This is a genomic window from Pseudobutyrivibrio xylanivorans, from assembly GCF_008935055.1.
Classification (GTDB): domain Bacteria; phylum Bacillota; class Clostridia; order Lachnospirales; family Lachnospiraceae; genus Pseudobutyrivibrio; species Pseudobutyrivibrio xylanivorans_A.
In genome coordinates this window covers 3,151,622-3,166,493 of sequence record NZ_CP043028.1, presented here as the reverse complement: position 1 = coordinate 3,166,493, position 14,872 = coordinate 3,151,622, and the positions used below count along the sequence as shown (strand labels likewise).

Below are 14,872 nucleotides of genomic sequence, written 5' to 3'. Positions count from 1 at the left end.
TTACTCACCCCGAGACAAAAGTTTCGGAGTGAGTTTTTCTTTGTATTATTAGACTTTTATATAACTTGTGTCCAAAATTTGTTCTTTATTTTGACACAAATTTGGTGTACTATAATTGCAGGTAGTAAATACCGACTTTTACCTAACCTGGGATGTACGATTTAACTTATCCTTTTTGAACCTACATTTACTTTAAACGGAATGCCTATATTTCTAATTGGCTGTCAGGCCTCCGATTGCAGTGGAAGACAAAAAATTAGTTGCGGCGATCCACCTAGCTAGAGCTAGGAGTCAATTGATAGGCCCGGCACCTCCGGGTTAGGTTTTGTTATTATTCAGAGCAAAGTAAAAGAAGAGAAGAAAAAGAATGCTTGCATTTAGTTTCTTCTCTTCTTTTATTTTGTGAGATACCCCACATGAGCAAAAGGAAAGCTCTGAAAGAGCGATTTTGCGAATGGGGGCTGAATAATAACTATTTGTTTGTAAAAACCTAACCCTTTAAGTTGCTATACGAATTTGGTAGAATCTTGTACTGAAGGAGAATATAAATATGTGGACATTTTTAGGCTACGGTAAAACCTACTTAGATAAATGTGGGCGTGATAATATTGGCGCCTATGCTGCTCAAACCGCGTATTTTATGATTATGACAGCTATTCCTGTTATGATGCTTCTGGTTTGGATTGCAGGTTTGATTCCATCTATCAGTCAGTATCTTGGCAAAATGATTTTTGAGGTATTTCCTCAGGAATTTTCACCCTATGTTGCAAGAGTTGTAAGAATGGTTACCAAAGGTTCTGTTGGTGCTATTTCGATTTCTGCGTTGATGGCTATATGGTCATCAGGAAAGGCATTCCAGAATCTAATGGTTGGCCTCAATCAGGTAAACAAAATCGAGGAAACACGTAACTGGGTAGCAAGACGCCTCAGAGCAGTCTTTTACACGATGATATTGCTTTTGGTTATTGTTGTGATTATGTTGATGCTGGTCTTTACCAATAAGCTTCAGTATTATGCTCAGAATTATTATGGTTTTTTACCATACATGGTTGGTATCAGACCTTTGTTTAGAGGGCTGTTTTTATTCGTTTTTTTGGTTATCGTATTTACGTTTTTGTTCGCGGTATTGCCAAACAAACATCTTTCATTTATGAGTCAGCTTCCAGGAGGAATCATCTGTGCAGCCAGCTGGTATCTGTTCAGCTTGGGACTATCAATCTGGGTTCGTATTTTTAATAATTTTTCAATGTACGGTGCGTTTGCAACGATGATGATTTTTATGTTCTGGCTTTACTTTTGTATGTACTTTATGTTGATGGCAGCAGAGGCAAATGTATTTTTTGCAGAGGCTTTTGGTCTGGCTTGGGAAAAATGGAAGGCAGGTTTTAAAGAGAGACACTTTGGCCGATGGACTGAAAAGTAATTCTGTGCTAAACTATAACGAATGGTTTTTAGAGTTTTAAATTAGAAAGAAGTAATATGTTAGTTAAAGATTTTGATTATTATCTTCCTGAGGAGCTTATCGCTCAGGATCCGCTTGAAAAGAGAAGTAATTCAAGACTCATGGTCTTGGACAAGAATACGGGAGATATTTTTCACCGTCATTTTTACGATATCAAGGAATATCTTAAGCCAGGAGATTGTCTGGTTATCAATAACACTCGAGTTATACCAGCAAGATTGTATGGCGCCCGAGTTGGTTCCGGTGGAAAGGTTGAGATTCTTCTTTTAAAGAGACTTAGCGACAATCAGTGGGAATGCTTGGTTAAGCCTGGCAAGAAAGCTCGTCCTGGAATGGAGATTTCCTTCGGCGATGGGCTTTTAATCGGAAAGATTGTTGATATAGTTGATGAAGGAAATCGTATTATAGAGTTTTCTTATGAGGGAATCTTTGAGGAGATTCTTGATAAGCTTGGTGAGATGCCACTTCCACCATATATCACTCATAAGCTTCAGGACAGAGATAGATATCAGACTGTTTATGCAAAGTTTGATGGCTCTGCAGCTGCTCCAACAGCAGGTTTGCATTTTACTCCTGAGCTTCTTGAAGAAGTGAAGGCAATGGGAGTGAAGATAGCAGAGGTTACACTTCATGTTGGTCTTGGAACCTTCCGCCCAGTTAAGGAGGAAGAGGTTTTAGATCATCACATGCATTCAGAGTATTACGAGCTCAATCAGGAGGCTTGCGATATTATAAATGAAACAAAGGCTAATGGCGGCAGAGTCATTTCTGTTGGTACAACCAGCACACGTACCCTTGAGTCGGCTGCAGAAGCTGGCAAGCCACTTGTTCCAAAGAGTGGTTGGACACAGATTTTCATTTATCCAGGCTATGAGTTCAAGGTAATAGATGGACTTATTACTAATTTCCATTTACCACAGTCCACACTCATCATGCTGGTTTCGGCTTTAGCAGGAAGAGAGCATGTGCTTGCAGCTTATGAAAAGGCTGTTGAGGAGAAGTACAGGTTCTTCTCATTTGGAGATGCAATGATGATTACTGACACCTCATCATTTGGACAAAAAGGATGATTACTTTGAGTAATCAACTTTTGAGTCCTAGTAAGCAAGGCTTACATGACAGCATTTCTCAGCTCCCGCCTCGGTCGGTGCTGAACAGATGCCACTGGCATCTAGCACCCCTCAAGGGGAAGTCTTTGGTGTTGAATTTACATTATCTAACTGTTAAAATTTTAACTTAATGAGATATTTTTTTAGGGAGGCCATCAATGGTAGATATTATTTCGGAATTGAGTGCCAAGTTTGAAGCTGAGCTTCAGAACATTAAGAATTCTGAAGAGCTTGAGAACATTCGAGTTTCATACCTTGGTAAAAAGGGTAGTGTTACAGCTGCCATGAAAGAAATGGGCAAACTCTCAGCGGAAGAGAAGAAGGAGTTTGGTCAGAAGGTTAACGTGCTTAAGAACACTGTAGCTGACAAGATTGCAGAGAAGAAGGAAGAGATTGCAGCCTTAGAGCTTCAGCGTGAAATAGATAAAGTACCTGAGTTTGATATTTCCCTTCCAGAGCATTTTGATCAGGGAAGCTATCATCCAATCACACTTGTTCAGAGACAGTGTGAGACAATCTTTAAGTCAATGGGCTTTACAGTAGAGGACTACAGCGAGGTTGTTACAGATTACGAGTGCTTCGAGTCTGTTAACATCCCTAAATATCATCCTGCCCGTGATATGCAGGATACATATTACCTTGAGAATGGTCAGCTTTTGAAGTCTCAGACTACAGCTGCACAGAATGCTATCTATAAGAAGTATCGCAAGCAGCTTCTTGAAAATGGTACACCTATCAAGGCAATTTTCCCAGGTCGTTGCTTTAGAAATGAGGCAACAGATGCCTGCCACGAGAACACATTCTTCCAGATGGAAGGTGTCATGGTTGGTAAGGATATTTCAATTTCAAATCTTATCTACTTCATGAAGACTATGCTTTCTGAGGTATTTAGACGTGACATCAAGGTTCGTCTTCGTCCAGGTTTCTTCCCATTCGTGGAGCCAGGTTTCGAGCTTGATATCAACTGTCTTAACTGTGGTGGAAAGGGCTGCCCTTCATGCAAGCACTCTGGATGGCTTGAGCTTTGCCCATGTGGTATGGTTCATCCAAAGGTTCTTGAGGAAGGTGGAATCGACCCTGAGAAGTACACAGGCTTTGCTTTCGGTCTTGGCCTTACAAGACTTGCAATGATGAAATACGGAATTAAAGACATTCGTGATCTGAACAGCGGAAATCTTAACAGCTTAGCTCAGTTCACTGATGATGAGCAGTAAGGGAGGACTGAAGGATGTTTATTTCAATGAATTGGATCTCTGATTTTGTTGACCTTTCAGGTTTAGACAAGATGGAGCTTATCGCAAAGTTCTCTCTTGCAACAGCAGAGGTTGAAAATGATATTTTCCATAAGGGTGAGGATTTATCAGGTGTTGTAGTTGCTGAGATTAAATCAGTAGAGGAGCACCCTGAGTCAAAGAAGCTTCACCTATTAAAGGTAGATGCAGGTGATGGCAAGCTTACAGATGTTGTCTGCGGCGCACCAAATGTTCGCGTTGGTATGAAGACAGCTTTTGCAAAGGTTGGAGCACAGCTTGGAGATATTACTATTGCACCAAGACCACTTGCAGGTTTTGATTCTTTCGGAATGTGTTGTTCTGAAAAGGAAATCGGAATTTCTGATAATAATGATGGTATTATGGATATCCTTGAGGATGTAGCAAACGGTACAGATATTAAGGATTTATATGAGATTGATGATATTATTTTTGAGGTAGATAATAAGTCTCTTACAAACCGTCCTGATCTTTGGGGTCACTATGGAATCGCTAGAGAGTTTGCTACAATTGCAAAGCGTCCACTTAAGGAGCTTCCTACAATCGACCTTAGCAAGTACGACAATCTTGAAAAGATTGATATGAAGATTGAGGATGAGCTTTGCCAGAGATATTCATCTATTAAGGTGGAGAACGTTGAGAAGAACGTTGCACCTATGAATATGAGAATTCGTCTCTACTACTGTGGTATGAGAGGAATCAATCTTCTTACTGATCTTACAAACTATCTTATGCTTGAGATGGGACAGCCTATGCACGCATTTGATTCTCGTAAGGTTGGCAAGATTCGTATCAAGAGATTTGACAAGCCATTTACTTTTACAACTCTTGATGGAGTAGAGCGTAATATTGATGAGAACACTCTTATGATTTGCAACGACAACTCACCAGTTGCTATTGCAGGTATCATGGGTGGTCTTGATTCAGAAATCGTAGAGGATACAACACAGCTTACACTTGAGTCTGCTACATTTAATGCTGCTTCAATCAGAAAGAGTGCAGTTCGTCTTGCTCATAGAACAGATGCATCTGCACGTTATGAGAAGAGCCTTGATCCAGAGATGACTACAGTTGCCATTGCTCGTTTCATGAAGCTTCTTCTTGATATTGATCCAGGCGTAAAGGTAGTTTCTGCACTTACTGACGAGTATGCATTCCACTATCCACAGGTTTCACTTGATTTCGATAAGAATTTTGTGGATAAGTACACTGGAATTGAGATTACAAATGAGCATATTGTGGATACACTTACAGCTCTCGGCTTTGGCGTGACACAGAATGGGGATAACTTCCATGTTGAAGTTCCTTCATATCGTGCAACAAAGGATATCAGCCTTAAGGCAGATATCATCGAAGAAATCACACGTATCTATGGATACGATAACTTCGAGCTTTCTACTACAAAGGCGCCTCTTTATCCAGTTCGCATGGATGAGACAAAGAACGTAGAAGATAGAATTAAGGACATTCTTGTTAAGAGATTTACTCTTCACGAGGTACATTCTTATGTTTGGCAGTACGCTGATGAATACAAGAAGCTTGGAATGGAAGTAGAAGAGAATGTTAAGCTTGCTAATTCTACAAACCCTAACATTGAGACACTTAGACGTTCAATCATTCCTACACAGCTTTGTCAGGTTAATTACAACACTGGTTATGCTACTGATTTTGGCATCTTCGAGGTTGGTCGTGTTGTAGAAGGTCTCAAGGCTGATGGCCTTTGCGATGAGAAGAAAAAGCTTTGCATCACATTGTTCTCAAAGACAAAGTCACTTGAAAAGCTTTACTTTGAGCTTCGTGATATGATTGCTGAAATGGTAGAAGATGTTAGACACAAGCCATTTACATACAAGAAGCTTGAGGCTACACATTCTTACGAGCATCCAAAGAATTTAAATGCTTTAGTTTTAGATGGTGAAGAAATCGGAAGAATTGGAGTTGCACATCCACTTGTTTCTAAGAAAATCGATAAGAAGGCAGCTATTGTTTTTGCTGAAATCGATGTTGAAATGCTCGCAGAAATCAAGCAGCAGTCTATTTCTTACGTAGAGCCATCAAAATATCCTGCAATTGAAGTAGATTTATCGTTTGTAGCAGAGAAATTTTCTGAAATAAATGATACAATAAAAGAAACAGCTGAATCTATTCTTAAAAAGGTCGGAGTTGCCGATGTTTATAATGATGGAAACAGCAAATCAATTACTGTAAGACTTCTCTTTGGTGATGATGAGCGTACACTTACACACGAAGAGGTTCAGAAGGTAGTTGATGACATTGTTGAAAAGCTTAAGAATAAGGGTATTAATCTTAAAGCTTAATTGTAATTACAAATTCATTTGTATGGGGGGCAAAGAGCATGGAAGAGAAGAGAAAAAACAAACGACTGGACATTAATGTAAAGGTTGAAATCGAACGAATCGATGAGGCCAATGTAACTACTGTCAAATACATGGACGTAGAGGTGACCAATATTTCGAAGACTGGTTTAGCCTTTAGAATGCAGGACGTTGAGTTTGAAATCGGAGCATGCTTCGATGCCAAGATACAGATTTGGACAAAGGAGACCATCGATACAGTATTCAAGGTTGTCAGAATGAACAAGCTTGATAATAATGTTTATGAATATGGTTGTATCTTTGTTGGAATGACAGATACAGATGCACTAAAGATTGAGATTTATCAGTTGTTTAGCGACGCTGAGTAATCTTCAGATAGGAGAGCTTGAATTGGATACTAGCATTATTTTTCCTAATCTGCATATCACTTTAGACAATGTTGAAAAAGGATTCTATATAGGATCCTTTTTCATTGCTTTTTATGGAGTAATTATTGCTATTGGTATGCTGGTGGGAGTCAGCTTTATACTCAGGGAAGCAAAGAGAGTGGGCTTTGATGAAGATAAGTTCCTGGATCTTTGTATTACCACGATTATTGTAGGTGTTATCGGGGCAAGACTTTACTATGTTATCTTTGCCTGGGACTATTACAAGGATAACTTGCTTAGCATTTTTAATATCAGACAGGGCGGACTTGCTATTTATGGCGGAGTTCTTGCTGGAATTGCATGTGTGGCGGTGATTTGTAAGCGTAAGGGCTATAAATTCCTGAAGGTAATGGATGTTTGTATGTTTGGCGTCGTCATCGGTCAGATTTTTGGACGATGGGGTAACTTCTTTAACAGAGAGGTTTTTGGACAGTATACAGATGGCATTTTTGCAATGCTTCTTCCGGTGAATTCAGTGCGAAGCCAGCAGGATATTACAGCAGAAATGCTACAGAATCTTGTTACGATAAATGGTGTGGATTACGTTTCTGTGCATCCTACCTTCTTATATGAATCTCTCTGGAATGTGGGAGTGCTTATTATCATGCTTCTGATGAGAAAAAGAAAGAAGTTTGATGGCCAGATTTTCTTCACATACCTGATAGGCTATGGCGCTGGACGCTTCTGGATTGAGGGCATTCGCACGGACCAGTTGCTTCTTTGGGGCACAAACGTTCCAGTATCTCAGGCTGTGGCTGCGGTTCTGGTGGTGATAGGAATTGCGCTGTCGCTCTATAATTATAAGAAAAAGTAACTATTCAGCACCCATTCGCAAAATCACTTTTTCAAAGCTTTACTTTTGCTCATGTGTGGTTCTCACCAAATAAATTTTAATAGAAAAGAGAATGCAAGCATTCTTTTTCTATATAAAATTTACTTGGCTCTGAATAGTTACAGATTGTATTTTTTTAAAGACATTGGATATTCCAATGTCTTTTTTTATGAACTTTTTTACATATCTTGTGCCAATTTTGGGCATAGCCACCACTTTACACCACATATGGGGATTATCGAAAAACATTGATTTTTCAAGGTTTCTGGGTTGCATGGAGAGTATATATGGTATAAAATGGTATCAAAGTGGAGGAAAGTGGTAGATATGTGTCACAAAGTGGTGGATTCTATACCCTTTTTCCCTTTAGACTATCGAGTGGGAGGAAAGCTGACATGTTCATGGGCGAATACAGTCACAATATAGACGCGAAGAACCGTCTTATTATGCCTGCTAAGTTTCGTGAGCAGCTTGGTGAGCACTTTGTAGCTACCAAGGGTTTGGACGGCTGCCTCTTTGTTTATCCACTTACCGAGTGGCAGACGATTGAAGAGAAGTTTAGAGAGATTCCACTTACAACAAAGGACGCAAGAAAGTTCTCCAGATTCTTCTTTGCAGGCGCAGCAGAATGCGATATCGACAAGCAGGGAAGAGTATTAATTCCAGCTAATCTGAAGGAGTACGCAGGAATTGATAAAGAAGTAGTTTCTGTTGGCGTTTTAAATCGAATTGAAATCTGGTCTAAGGAACGCTGGGATACAGAGGGTTCTTATGACGATATGGACGAGATTGCTGAGCACATGGCAGAGCTTGGCCTTGGTATTTAAGGGAGTGAACATACAAAGGGAGTTTGAATATATAAGGGAGTACAGATAAATTAATGGAATTCAATCATTATTCGGTTCTCTTACACGAGACAGTAGACAATCTGAATATCAAACCTGATGGCATTTATGTTGATGGCACTCTAGGCGGTGGTGGTCATTCCTTTGAAATTGCAAGCCATCTGACCACTGGTCATCTTTATGGATTCGATCAGGATACTGATGCCCTGAAAGCCGCAGGCGAGAGACTTGCTTGTTATGGAGACAAGGTCACCAGAATTCACAGCAATTATGAGTTCATGAAGGATCGTCTTGCAGAGCTTGGGGTGGCAAAGGTTGATGGAATCATGCTTGACCTTGGTGTTTCCAGCTTCCAGCTTGATGAGGCAGACAGAGGCTTTACCTATCGTGTGGACGATGCACCACTTGATATGCGAATGGACAAGGATAATCCTATGACGGCTGCAGATATTGTTAATACATATTCTGCAGAGGATTTGACCAGAGTCCTTTATACATATGGCGAGGAGAAATTCTCCAAGCAGATTGTTAAAAACATCATTAAGGAGCGAGAAAAAGCTCCAATACTTACAGCGGGGCAGCTCAACAAAATTATCGCTGAAAGTATTCCAAAGAAGGCTCAGATAGGGCAGGGACATCCCTCTAAGAGAACCTACCAGGCACTTCGAATTGAGCTGAACAGGGAGTTAACAGTATTAGAAGACCACATTGACGACATGATTGATTTACTTAATCCAGGCGGAAGATTATGTATTATCACCTTCCATTCTTTGGAAGACAGAATCACAAAGGTGGCCTTCAAAAGAAATGAAGATCCTTGTACCTGCCCAAAGAACTTCCCGGTTTGCGTTTGTGGAAAGAAGTCAAAGGGCAAGGTTATCACTAGAAAGCCAATCCTTCCTAGTGAGGAGGAGTTAGAAAATAATTCAAGATCAAAGAGCGCAAAGCTTAGAGTATTTGAGAAAGAGGAGAAAAGCTAGCTTTAATTAGCACAAGTAGTTAGGAGTTTTAGTATGCAGGAACTTAGAACATATTATTATAATGAGGGAAATGCAGTCAGAAAAACTGAAGAAGTATATGTTCGTCCTGCTAGAAGTCTGCCTACACGTGAGCAGCGTGAGCGCGAGAAGGAGGAGGCTAGACGTATACATCTAAAGAATATGGATAGACGTCGTGCCGCAGCTCTTAGAAAAAACAGATTGCTTACTGGTTACATGATTATTGCTGTAGCTCTTACTTGCATGATGCTTGTAGGTTACGTTGCTTTGCAGACAAATGTTACTACCAGAATGAGTCACATTGCCCAGCTTGAAAATGAGCTTTCAACAGTTAATGCTGATAATAAGGCGGCAGAGAGCCGTATTGCTACCACAACCAATCTTACGGATATCAAAGACAAGGCTATAAATGAGCTTGGAATGGTGTATGCAACCAGCAACCAAATAGTGTATTATAGTGTAGATGGCTCAGATTACATGAGTCAATATCACGATATTCCATAGGAAGTTCAGCGATGGCTAGCAATAAAAAACGTAAAAGATTAAAACCTAATAGGAAAATTTTCAAAAGAATGCAATTGAAACTCTGGTTTGTGTTTGGAGCAATTTGTATTCTTTTTGTATTTCTAATCGGTCGCGTAATGTACATTCAGTACACAAGTGGGGATAAGTACGAGAAAATCGTCCTGTCCCAGCAGAAATACGATAGTACAATCATCCCATTTCAGCGAGGCAATATTGTTGACACCAGAGGAACGGTGTTGGCTACCAGTGTGGATGTTTACAATGTAATCCTTGACTGCAAGGTTCTTAATGAAAAGGATGAGAAGATAAATGGGAGCATTTCTTCAACTATAAGTCTTGTAACGGAGTGCTTCGAGGAAATCGATAAAGAGAAGATTACAACCCAGCTTGAGAGTCATCCGAAGTCTCAGTATTATGTGTTGGCGAAAAAGGTTTCCTACGAGGAAATGTCGGCATTTGAAGAAAAGAAGGCATCTGAGGAGTACAAGGATAAAATTTACGGAATTTGGTTTGAAAAGGAATATATTCGTCAGTATCCTTACGGAAGCCTGGCAGCAGCTACAATCGGTTATGCCAGCGGTGGTAATGTGGGTGTTATCGGCCTTGAGAATAAATATTCAAGCGTACTTAACGGCGTGAATGGCCGTACTTATGGTTATCTGAATTCTGACAGCAACCTGGAAAAGACTACAATCGATGCGACAAACGGAAATAATATCGTACTTTCATTGGATGTGAACATTCAGACTATTGTTGAAAAGGCAATAGCTGATTGGAACACCAAGACAATGAATGAGTGGAATGCCGAGCATCCTGATGAGCCGGAGGCGCAGGGCTCGCTTCATACGGCAGCACTTGTTATGAATCCAAACACTGGTGAGATTCTTGCCATGGCCCAGTATCCTTCCTTTGATTTGAACAATCCAAGGGATTTGTCGGCATATTATTCAGAAGAGCAGCTGGCTGAGATGTCAACTGATGAAAAGATGGATCAGCTGAACAAAATCTGGCAGAATTTCCAAATTACTTATACTTACGAGCCAGGTTCAACTTTTAAGCCATTTACAGTTGCAATGGGACTTGAGACTGGAATCCTAAACGGAGATGAGACCTATTTTTGCGATGGTGGCGAAATGATTGCAGGCTATCCAAAGCTTGTTAAGTGCGTTGCCCATAGAAAGGGTGGACACGGAGTTCAGACTATTGCCGATGCTCTTTCCAATTCCTGCAATGACGCTTTGATGCAGATGGTTAGAGTGATTGGTCCAGATACTTTCTCAGATTATCAGTCAGTTTTTGGCTTTGGCCAGAAGACCGGGATAGATCTTACAGGTGAGGCAAGCACAGCTGGACTTATTTATAGTAAGGATGATTTACACTCTGCAATCAACCTTGCGACTAATTCCTTCGGACAGAACTTTAATACCACAATGATTCAGCTTGGCTCGGCTTTTTGTTCACTTGTAAATGGTGGAACTCTCTATGAGCCGCATCTTGTTACCAAAATCACTGATTCAAAGGGAAACACTGTCAGTGAGATTGAGCCAACTGTTTTGAAAAAGACAGTTTCAAGCGAAGTTAGTGAAATGCTTCGCGGATACTTGCACTATGTAGTTTCTGATGGAACTGGAAAGACAGCTGGAGTTAATGGATATACAATCGGTGGAAAGACTGGTACTGCCGAAAAGTTACCGCGAGGAAATCATAAATATTTGGTTTCTTTCATTGGATTTGCACCAGTGGACAATCCTCAGCTTGTGGTTTATGTAATTGTAGATGAGCCTGGAGTTGGTGCAGTAGGAGATAATCAGGCACACAGTAGCTTTGCTCAGGAAATCGTTCATAGCATTTTTGAACAGGCATTGCCTTATATGGGTGTTGAATCCTCACTTACAGAGGATGAGGAGGCGGAGGCTGCCGCAGCCCTCACAGAAGCTGCACAGCAGACTGAACCAGATGAAGGCGTTGCTGAAGATACACCAGAGGGTGAGGCTTCTACAGCAGATCCTTCCGCAACCCCAGATACACCAGAGGGTGCTGAAGGTAACTAAATTTGTGAAACTTTTCGTTTACAATTAGCATATAATGCTTTTAGATATATTCAAGGAGACCGAAGGATTTATAGAGAATTGGAGTTTTATTATGTTTGAAATACTTTTACCTATGTTGGTAGCATTTTTTATTGTCTTGGCTTTGGGCCCAGTGTGCATCCCACTTTTGAGAAGACTCAAGATGGGAAACACAGAGCGCGAATACATCAAGGAACACAAGGTAAAGAATGGTACTCCTTCAATGGGCGGTATCATGATTCTTATTGCCTTTGCAGTAGTTTCTCTGTTCTATGCGAAGAATGCACCACATATTTACCCAATAGTTTTCCTTACATTGGGATTTGGTGTGCTTGGTTTTATTGATGATTTGCTCAAGGCTCTTAAAAAAAGCTCAGATGGCCTTAAGGCTTGGCAGAAAATGCTTGGACAGATCGCATTGACCACAGGCTTTGCTGTATATATGGTGAAGTTTTCGGACGTTTCATTAGAGCTTAGAATTCCTGCAACAGGAGCGCTTGTTGATGTTAGCTGGCTTGCAGTCGTAGTGCTTTTCCTTGCAGTGCTTGGAACAGTAAATGGTTCAAACTTTACTGATGGCCTTGATGGTCTTGCAACTTCAGTTACACTTGCTATCGCAGGCTTTTGGGGAGTTGTAGCTATGCATCTTTATTCAGATATCACTCCAGCTGTTGCTGCCATGGTTGGCGCACTGTTTGGATTTTTAATGTACAATGTTCACCCTGCAAAGATTTTCATGGGTGATACAGGCTCACTTGCACTTGGAGCGTTTGTAGTTTCAACTGCTTATATGCTTCAGATGCCTATCTTCATCATCATTGTTGCACTTATCTATTTGGTAGAAGTGCTTTCAGTTATTCTTCAGGTTGGCTATTTCAAGATGACTGGCGGTAAGAGGATATTCAGAATGGCTCCAATCCATCATCACTATGAGCTTGGTGGCTGGTCTGAGGTAAAGGTTGTGGCTGTATTTACAACTGTTACAATCTTCTTATGCATTTTTGCATACTACTTAGTCTAAAAACAATAATGGGGAGAATTTATGGCGAAAAATAAGGAGCTTGCAGCTTCCAGAAAGGAGGCTAGAAAGCGAAAAAAGATAAAAAGACTTCTGAACTTCGATTATACGCTGTTGTTGCTGATTATATTTATTCTGGCCTTTGGTCTGGTTATGCTCTACAGCACCTCGGCCTATGCAGCATCACTAAAAAAAGGCGATTCTATTTATTATCTCAGAAAACAATTGCAGGCGGCCCTGTTGGGCTTCGGTGGTATGTTTTTTTCAACCAAAATTGATTATAGAAGATGGTCACCATTTGTGGTGCCATTTTATTTGGTTTCAGTAGCGTTGTGTTTTTTTGTAAACTTTTTTGGCGTTACAATAAATGAGTCATCACGATGGTTTGCAATTGGTCCTGTAATGTTCCAACCTTCAGAACTTGCAAAAGTATCTGTTATATTACTAATAGCTCAAATAGTTGACAGATCTCCAAAGACATTAAAATCCTTTAGTAAGATATTACTTGTTGGCGCACTTATTTCGCCTATCTTTGGAGTTATAGTTGTAAATAACCTTTCAACTGCCGTTATTATTTTGGGTATAGCTTTTGTGATGCTGTTTATATCATATCCTAAATGGAAAGAGTTTATTCTTGCGGCAGTTGGTGTGTTTGCCGTAGGAGTTATATCAATTAATATGGCTTCATACCGAGCTACTCGTATCGATGCATGGCTTCATCCTGAAAATCATATGGAAGATAAAGGTTATCAGACCCTTCAAGGCCTTTACGCCATCGGTAGTGGCGGCCTTTTTGGTAAGGGGCTTGGCGGAAGTATGCAGAAGTATATCGTTCCAGAAGCACAGAATGATATGATTTTCTCTATTATCTGTGAGGAGCTTGGCGTTTTTGGTGTTGTTTGTATTATCCTTCTTTATATTCTATTGCTCTACAGACTTTTATTTATTGCAAATCATGCCAAGGATATGTTCGGTTCCTATATCTGCATCGGAATCATGGCTCACATTGCAATTCAGGTAATCCTTAACATTGCCGTTGTTACAAATACAATTCCAAATACTGGTGTTACATTGCCGTTGATTAGTTATGGTGGTACATCGGTGGCGATACTTTTAACGGAGCTGGGGTTAGCTCTTAGCGTGTCGAAGAATATGGAATTCGAGGGGGATGACGATGTCTAGGAAGAAAAAGAAGAAGAGGAGAGGGAATTTCATTCTCGCACTAATTGAATTCATTCTGGGCCTTGTAATCCTTGTTGTACTTCTAGGAGTTGGAGCGTATTTTTTATGCCCGGTTAAAAGTGTTTCAGTTGAGGGCACGGATTTGTATTCTGCGGAGGAAATACAAAATTACATTCTGGATGACGAGTATTCGCACAATGCAGTTTATGCTTTTATAAAGAATAAGCTATTCCCGAAGGGAGATGCAGAGTTCATTGATTCCTTCGATGTGAAGATGAATGGATTGAACGCAATTACAATTGTCTGCAATGAGAAAAAGATATTAGGATATCTGCCACAGGAGGATGGAAGCTACGTCTACTTCAATTACAGTGGAAAAGTAGTAGAAATCAGCCAGACTTTTGTTGATAGAGGATATATGAAGGTGGAGGGCGTTTCCTGCGATGAGCCGGAAATTGGTTCAAAGCTTTCAATTGGAGAGGAACAGATTGGTTATCTAACATCACTTATTAAGATTTTGCACAAGAATGATTTGATGCCAAATGTGGTTTCCTACGACGAAAATGGGCGTATTACATTGATCTATGATACCTATAATATTGCACTTGGAAGTAGCGTTTATCTGGAGGAGAAAATCGACCGTGCACTGCGTATTTTGCCACAGCTTGATGGACTCCATGGAACACTACATCTTGAAAATTATTCTAACGCCAGCACAGATATTGTATTTGAAAAGGATTCTGAAGCTGAATAAAAAATCTGATTTTTTGATAAAAAATGGTTGATAAAAAGAGTGA

The 14,872-nt window shown here is 40.2% G+C and carries 13 protein-coding genes and 1 other RNA gene; all 14 read left to right on the top strand.

What is annotated here, in order from left to right; all coding sequences use genetic code 11:
* The first annotated feature begins 141 nt into the window (after positions 1-141).
* A non-coding RNA gene (ssrS, locus tag FXF36_RS14170) (6S RNA) lies at positions 142-324 on the top strand.
* Between the two features lie 226 nt (positions 325-550).
* Positions 551-1,423 (top strand): YihY/virulence factor BrkB family protein, encoded by an 873-nt coding sequence (locus tag FXF36_RS14165; RefSeq protein WP_151625189.1) that lies wholly within the window; start codon positions 551-553, stop codon positions 1,421-1,423.
* A 56-nt stretch (positions 1,424-1,479) separates the two neighbouring features.
* Positions 1,480-2,532, top strand: coding sequence for a tRNA preQ1(34) S-adenosylmethionine ribosyltransferase-isomerase QueA (gene queA / locus FXF36_RS14160; protein WP_151625187.1), 1,053 nt, complete (start codon positions 1,480-1,482; stop codon positions 2,530-2,532).
* Between the two features lie 197 nt (positions 2,533-2,729).
* Positions 2,730-3,785, top strand: coding sequence for a phenylalanine--tRNA ligase subunit alpha (gene pheS, locus FXF36_RS14155; RefSeq protein ID WP_151625185.1), 1,056 nt, complete (start codon positions 2,730-2,732; stop codon positions 3,783-3,785).
* Between the two features lie 14 nt (positions 3,786-3,799).
* Positions 3,800-6,160, top strand: coding sequence for a phenylalanine--tRNA ligase subunit beta (gene pheT / locus FXF36_RS14150; RefSeq protein ID WP_151625183.1), 2,361 nt, complete (start codon positions 3,800-3,802; stop codon positions 6,158-6,160).
* A 38-nt stretch (positions 6,161-6,198) separates the two neighbouring features.
* Positions 6,199-6,546 carry a PilZ domain-containing protein gene (locus FXF36_RS14145; RefSeq protein ID WP_151625181.1) on the top strand — a complete coding sequence of 116 codons (348 nt, stop codon included), beginning with the start codon at positions 6,199-6,201 and terminating at the stop codon, positions 6,544-6,546.
* Between the two features lie 22 nt (positions 6,547-6,568).
* A complete protein-coding gene (lgt, locus tag FXF36_RS14140) occupies positions 6,569-7,420 on the top strand; it encodes a prolipoprotein diacylglyceryl transferase (protein WP_151625179.1) in 852 nt (283 codons plus the stop codon).
* Between the two features lie 413 nt (positions 7,421-7,833).
* A complete protein-coding gene (mraZ, locus tag FXF36_RS14135) occupies positions 7,834-8,265 on the top strand; it encodes a division/cell wall cluster transcriptional repressor MraZ (protein ID WP_151625177.1) in 432 nt (143 codons plus the stop codon).
* A gap of 53 nt (positions 8,266-8,318) precedes the next feature.
* On the top strand, positions 8,319-9,263 hold the full coding sequence (gene rsmH, locus FXF36_RS14130; RefSeq protein WP_151625175.1) for a 16S rRNA (cytosine(1402)-N(4))-methyltransferase RsmH: 945 nt from the start codon (positions 8,319-8,321) through the stop codon (positions 9,261-9,263).
* Positions 9,264-9,296: 33 nt separating this feature from the next.
* Positions 9,297-9,785: a hypothetical protein gene (locus FXF36_RS14125; RefSeq protein WP_151625173.1), complete on the top strand. Its 489-nt coding sequence runs from the start codon at positions 9,297-9,299 to the stop codon at positions 9,783-9,785.
* Between the two features lie 89 nt (positions 9,786-9,874).
* A complete protein-coding gene (locus FXF36_RS14120; protein ID WP_243143520.1) occupies positions 9,875-11,857 on the top strand; it encodes a peptidoglycan D,D-transpeptidase FtsI family protein in 1,983 nt (660 codons plus the stop codon).
* Positions 11,858-11,948: 91 nt separating this feature from the next.
* Complete coding sequence (gene mraY / locus FXF36_RS14115; protein ID WP_330583197.1) at positions 11,949-12,896, top strand: phospho-N-acetylmuramoyl-pentapeptide-transferase; 948 nt, start codon at positions 11,949-11,951, stop codon at positions 12,894-12,896.
* 21 nt (positions 12,897-12,917) lie between these two features.
* Positions 12,918-14,075 (top strand): FtsW/RodA/SpoVE family cell cycle protein, encoded by a 1,158-nt coding sequence (locus FXF36_RS14110; protein ID WP_151625169.1) that lies wholly within the window; start codon positions 12,918-12,920, stop codon positions 14,073-14,075.
* Entirely contained in the window at positions 14,068-14,829 is a 762-nt protein-coding gene (locus FXF36_RS14105; protein WP_151625167.1) for a cell division protein FtsQ/DivIB, read from the top strand. Before FXF36_RS14110 ends, FXF36_RS14105 begins: the two co-directional genes overlap by 8 nt.
* Positions 14,830-14,872 lie beyond the last annotated feature (43 nt).

Coding starts and splice junctions, on each gene's coding strand:
- mraY (WP_330583197.1), top strand. CDS start 11,949: ATGTTTGAAATACTTTTACCTATGTTGGTAGCATTTTTTATTGTCTTG.
- FXF36_RS14105 (WP_151625167.1), top strand. CDS start 14,068: ATGTCTAGGAAGAAAAAGAAGAAGAGGAGAGGGAATTTCATTCTCGCA.
- FXF36_RS14110 (WP_151625169.1), top strand. CDS start 12,918: ATGGCGAAAAATAAGGAGCTTGCAGCTTCCAGAAAGGAGGCTAGAAAG.
- FXF36_RS14165 (WP_151625189.1), top strand. CDS start 551: ATGTGGACATTTTTAGGCTACGGTAAAACCTACTTAGATAAATGTGGG.
- FXF36_RS14125 (WP_151625173.1), top strand. CDS start 9,297: ATGCAGGAACTTAGAACATATTATTATAATGAGGGAAATGCAGTCAGA.
- mraZ (WP_151625177.1), top strand. CDS start 7,834: ATGTTCATGGGCGAATACAGTCACAATATAGACGCGAAGAACCGTCTT.
- rsmH (WP_151625175.1), top strand. CDS start 8,319: ATGGAATTCAATCATTATTCGGTTCTCTTACACGAGACAGTAGACAAT.
- pheS (WP_151625185.1), top strand. CDS start 2,730: ATGGTAGATATTATTTCGGAATTGAGTGCCAAGTTTGAAGCTGAGCTT.
- pheT (WP_151625183.1), top strand. CDS start 3,800: ATGTTTATTTCAATGAATTGGATCTCTGATTTTGTTGACCTTTCAGGT.
- FXF36_RS14145 (WP_151625181.1), top strand. CDS start 6,199: ATGGAAGAGAAGAGAAAAAACAAACGACTGGACATTAATGTAAAGGTT.
- queA (WP_151625187.1), top strand. CDS start 1,480: ATGTTAGTTAAAGATTTTGATTATTATCTTCCTGAGGAGCTTATCGCT.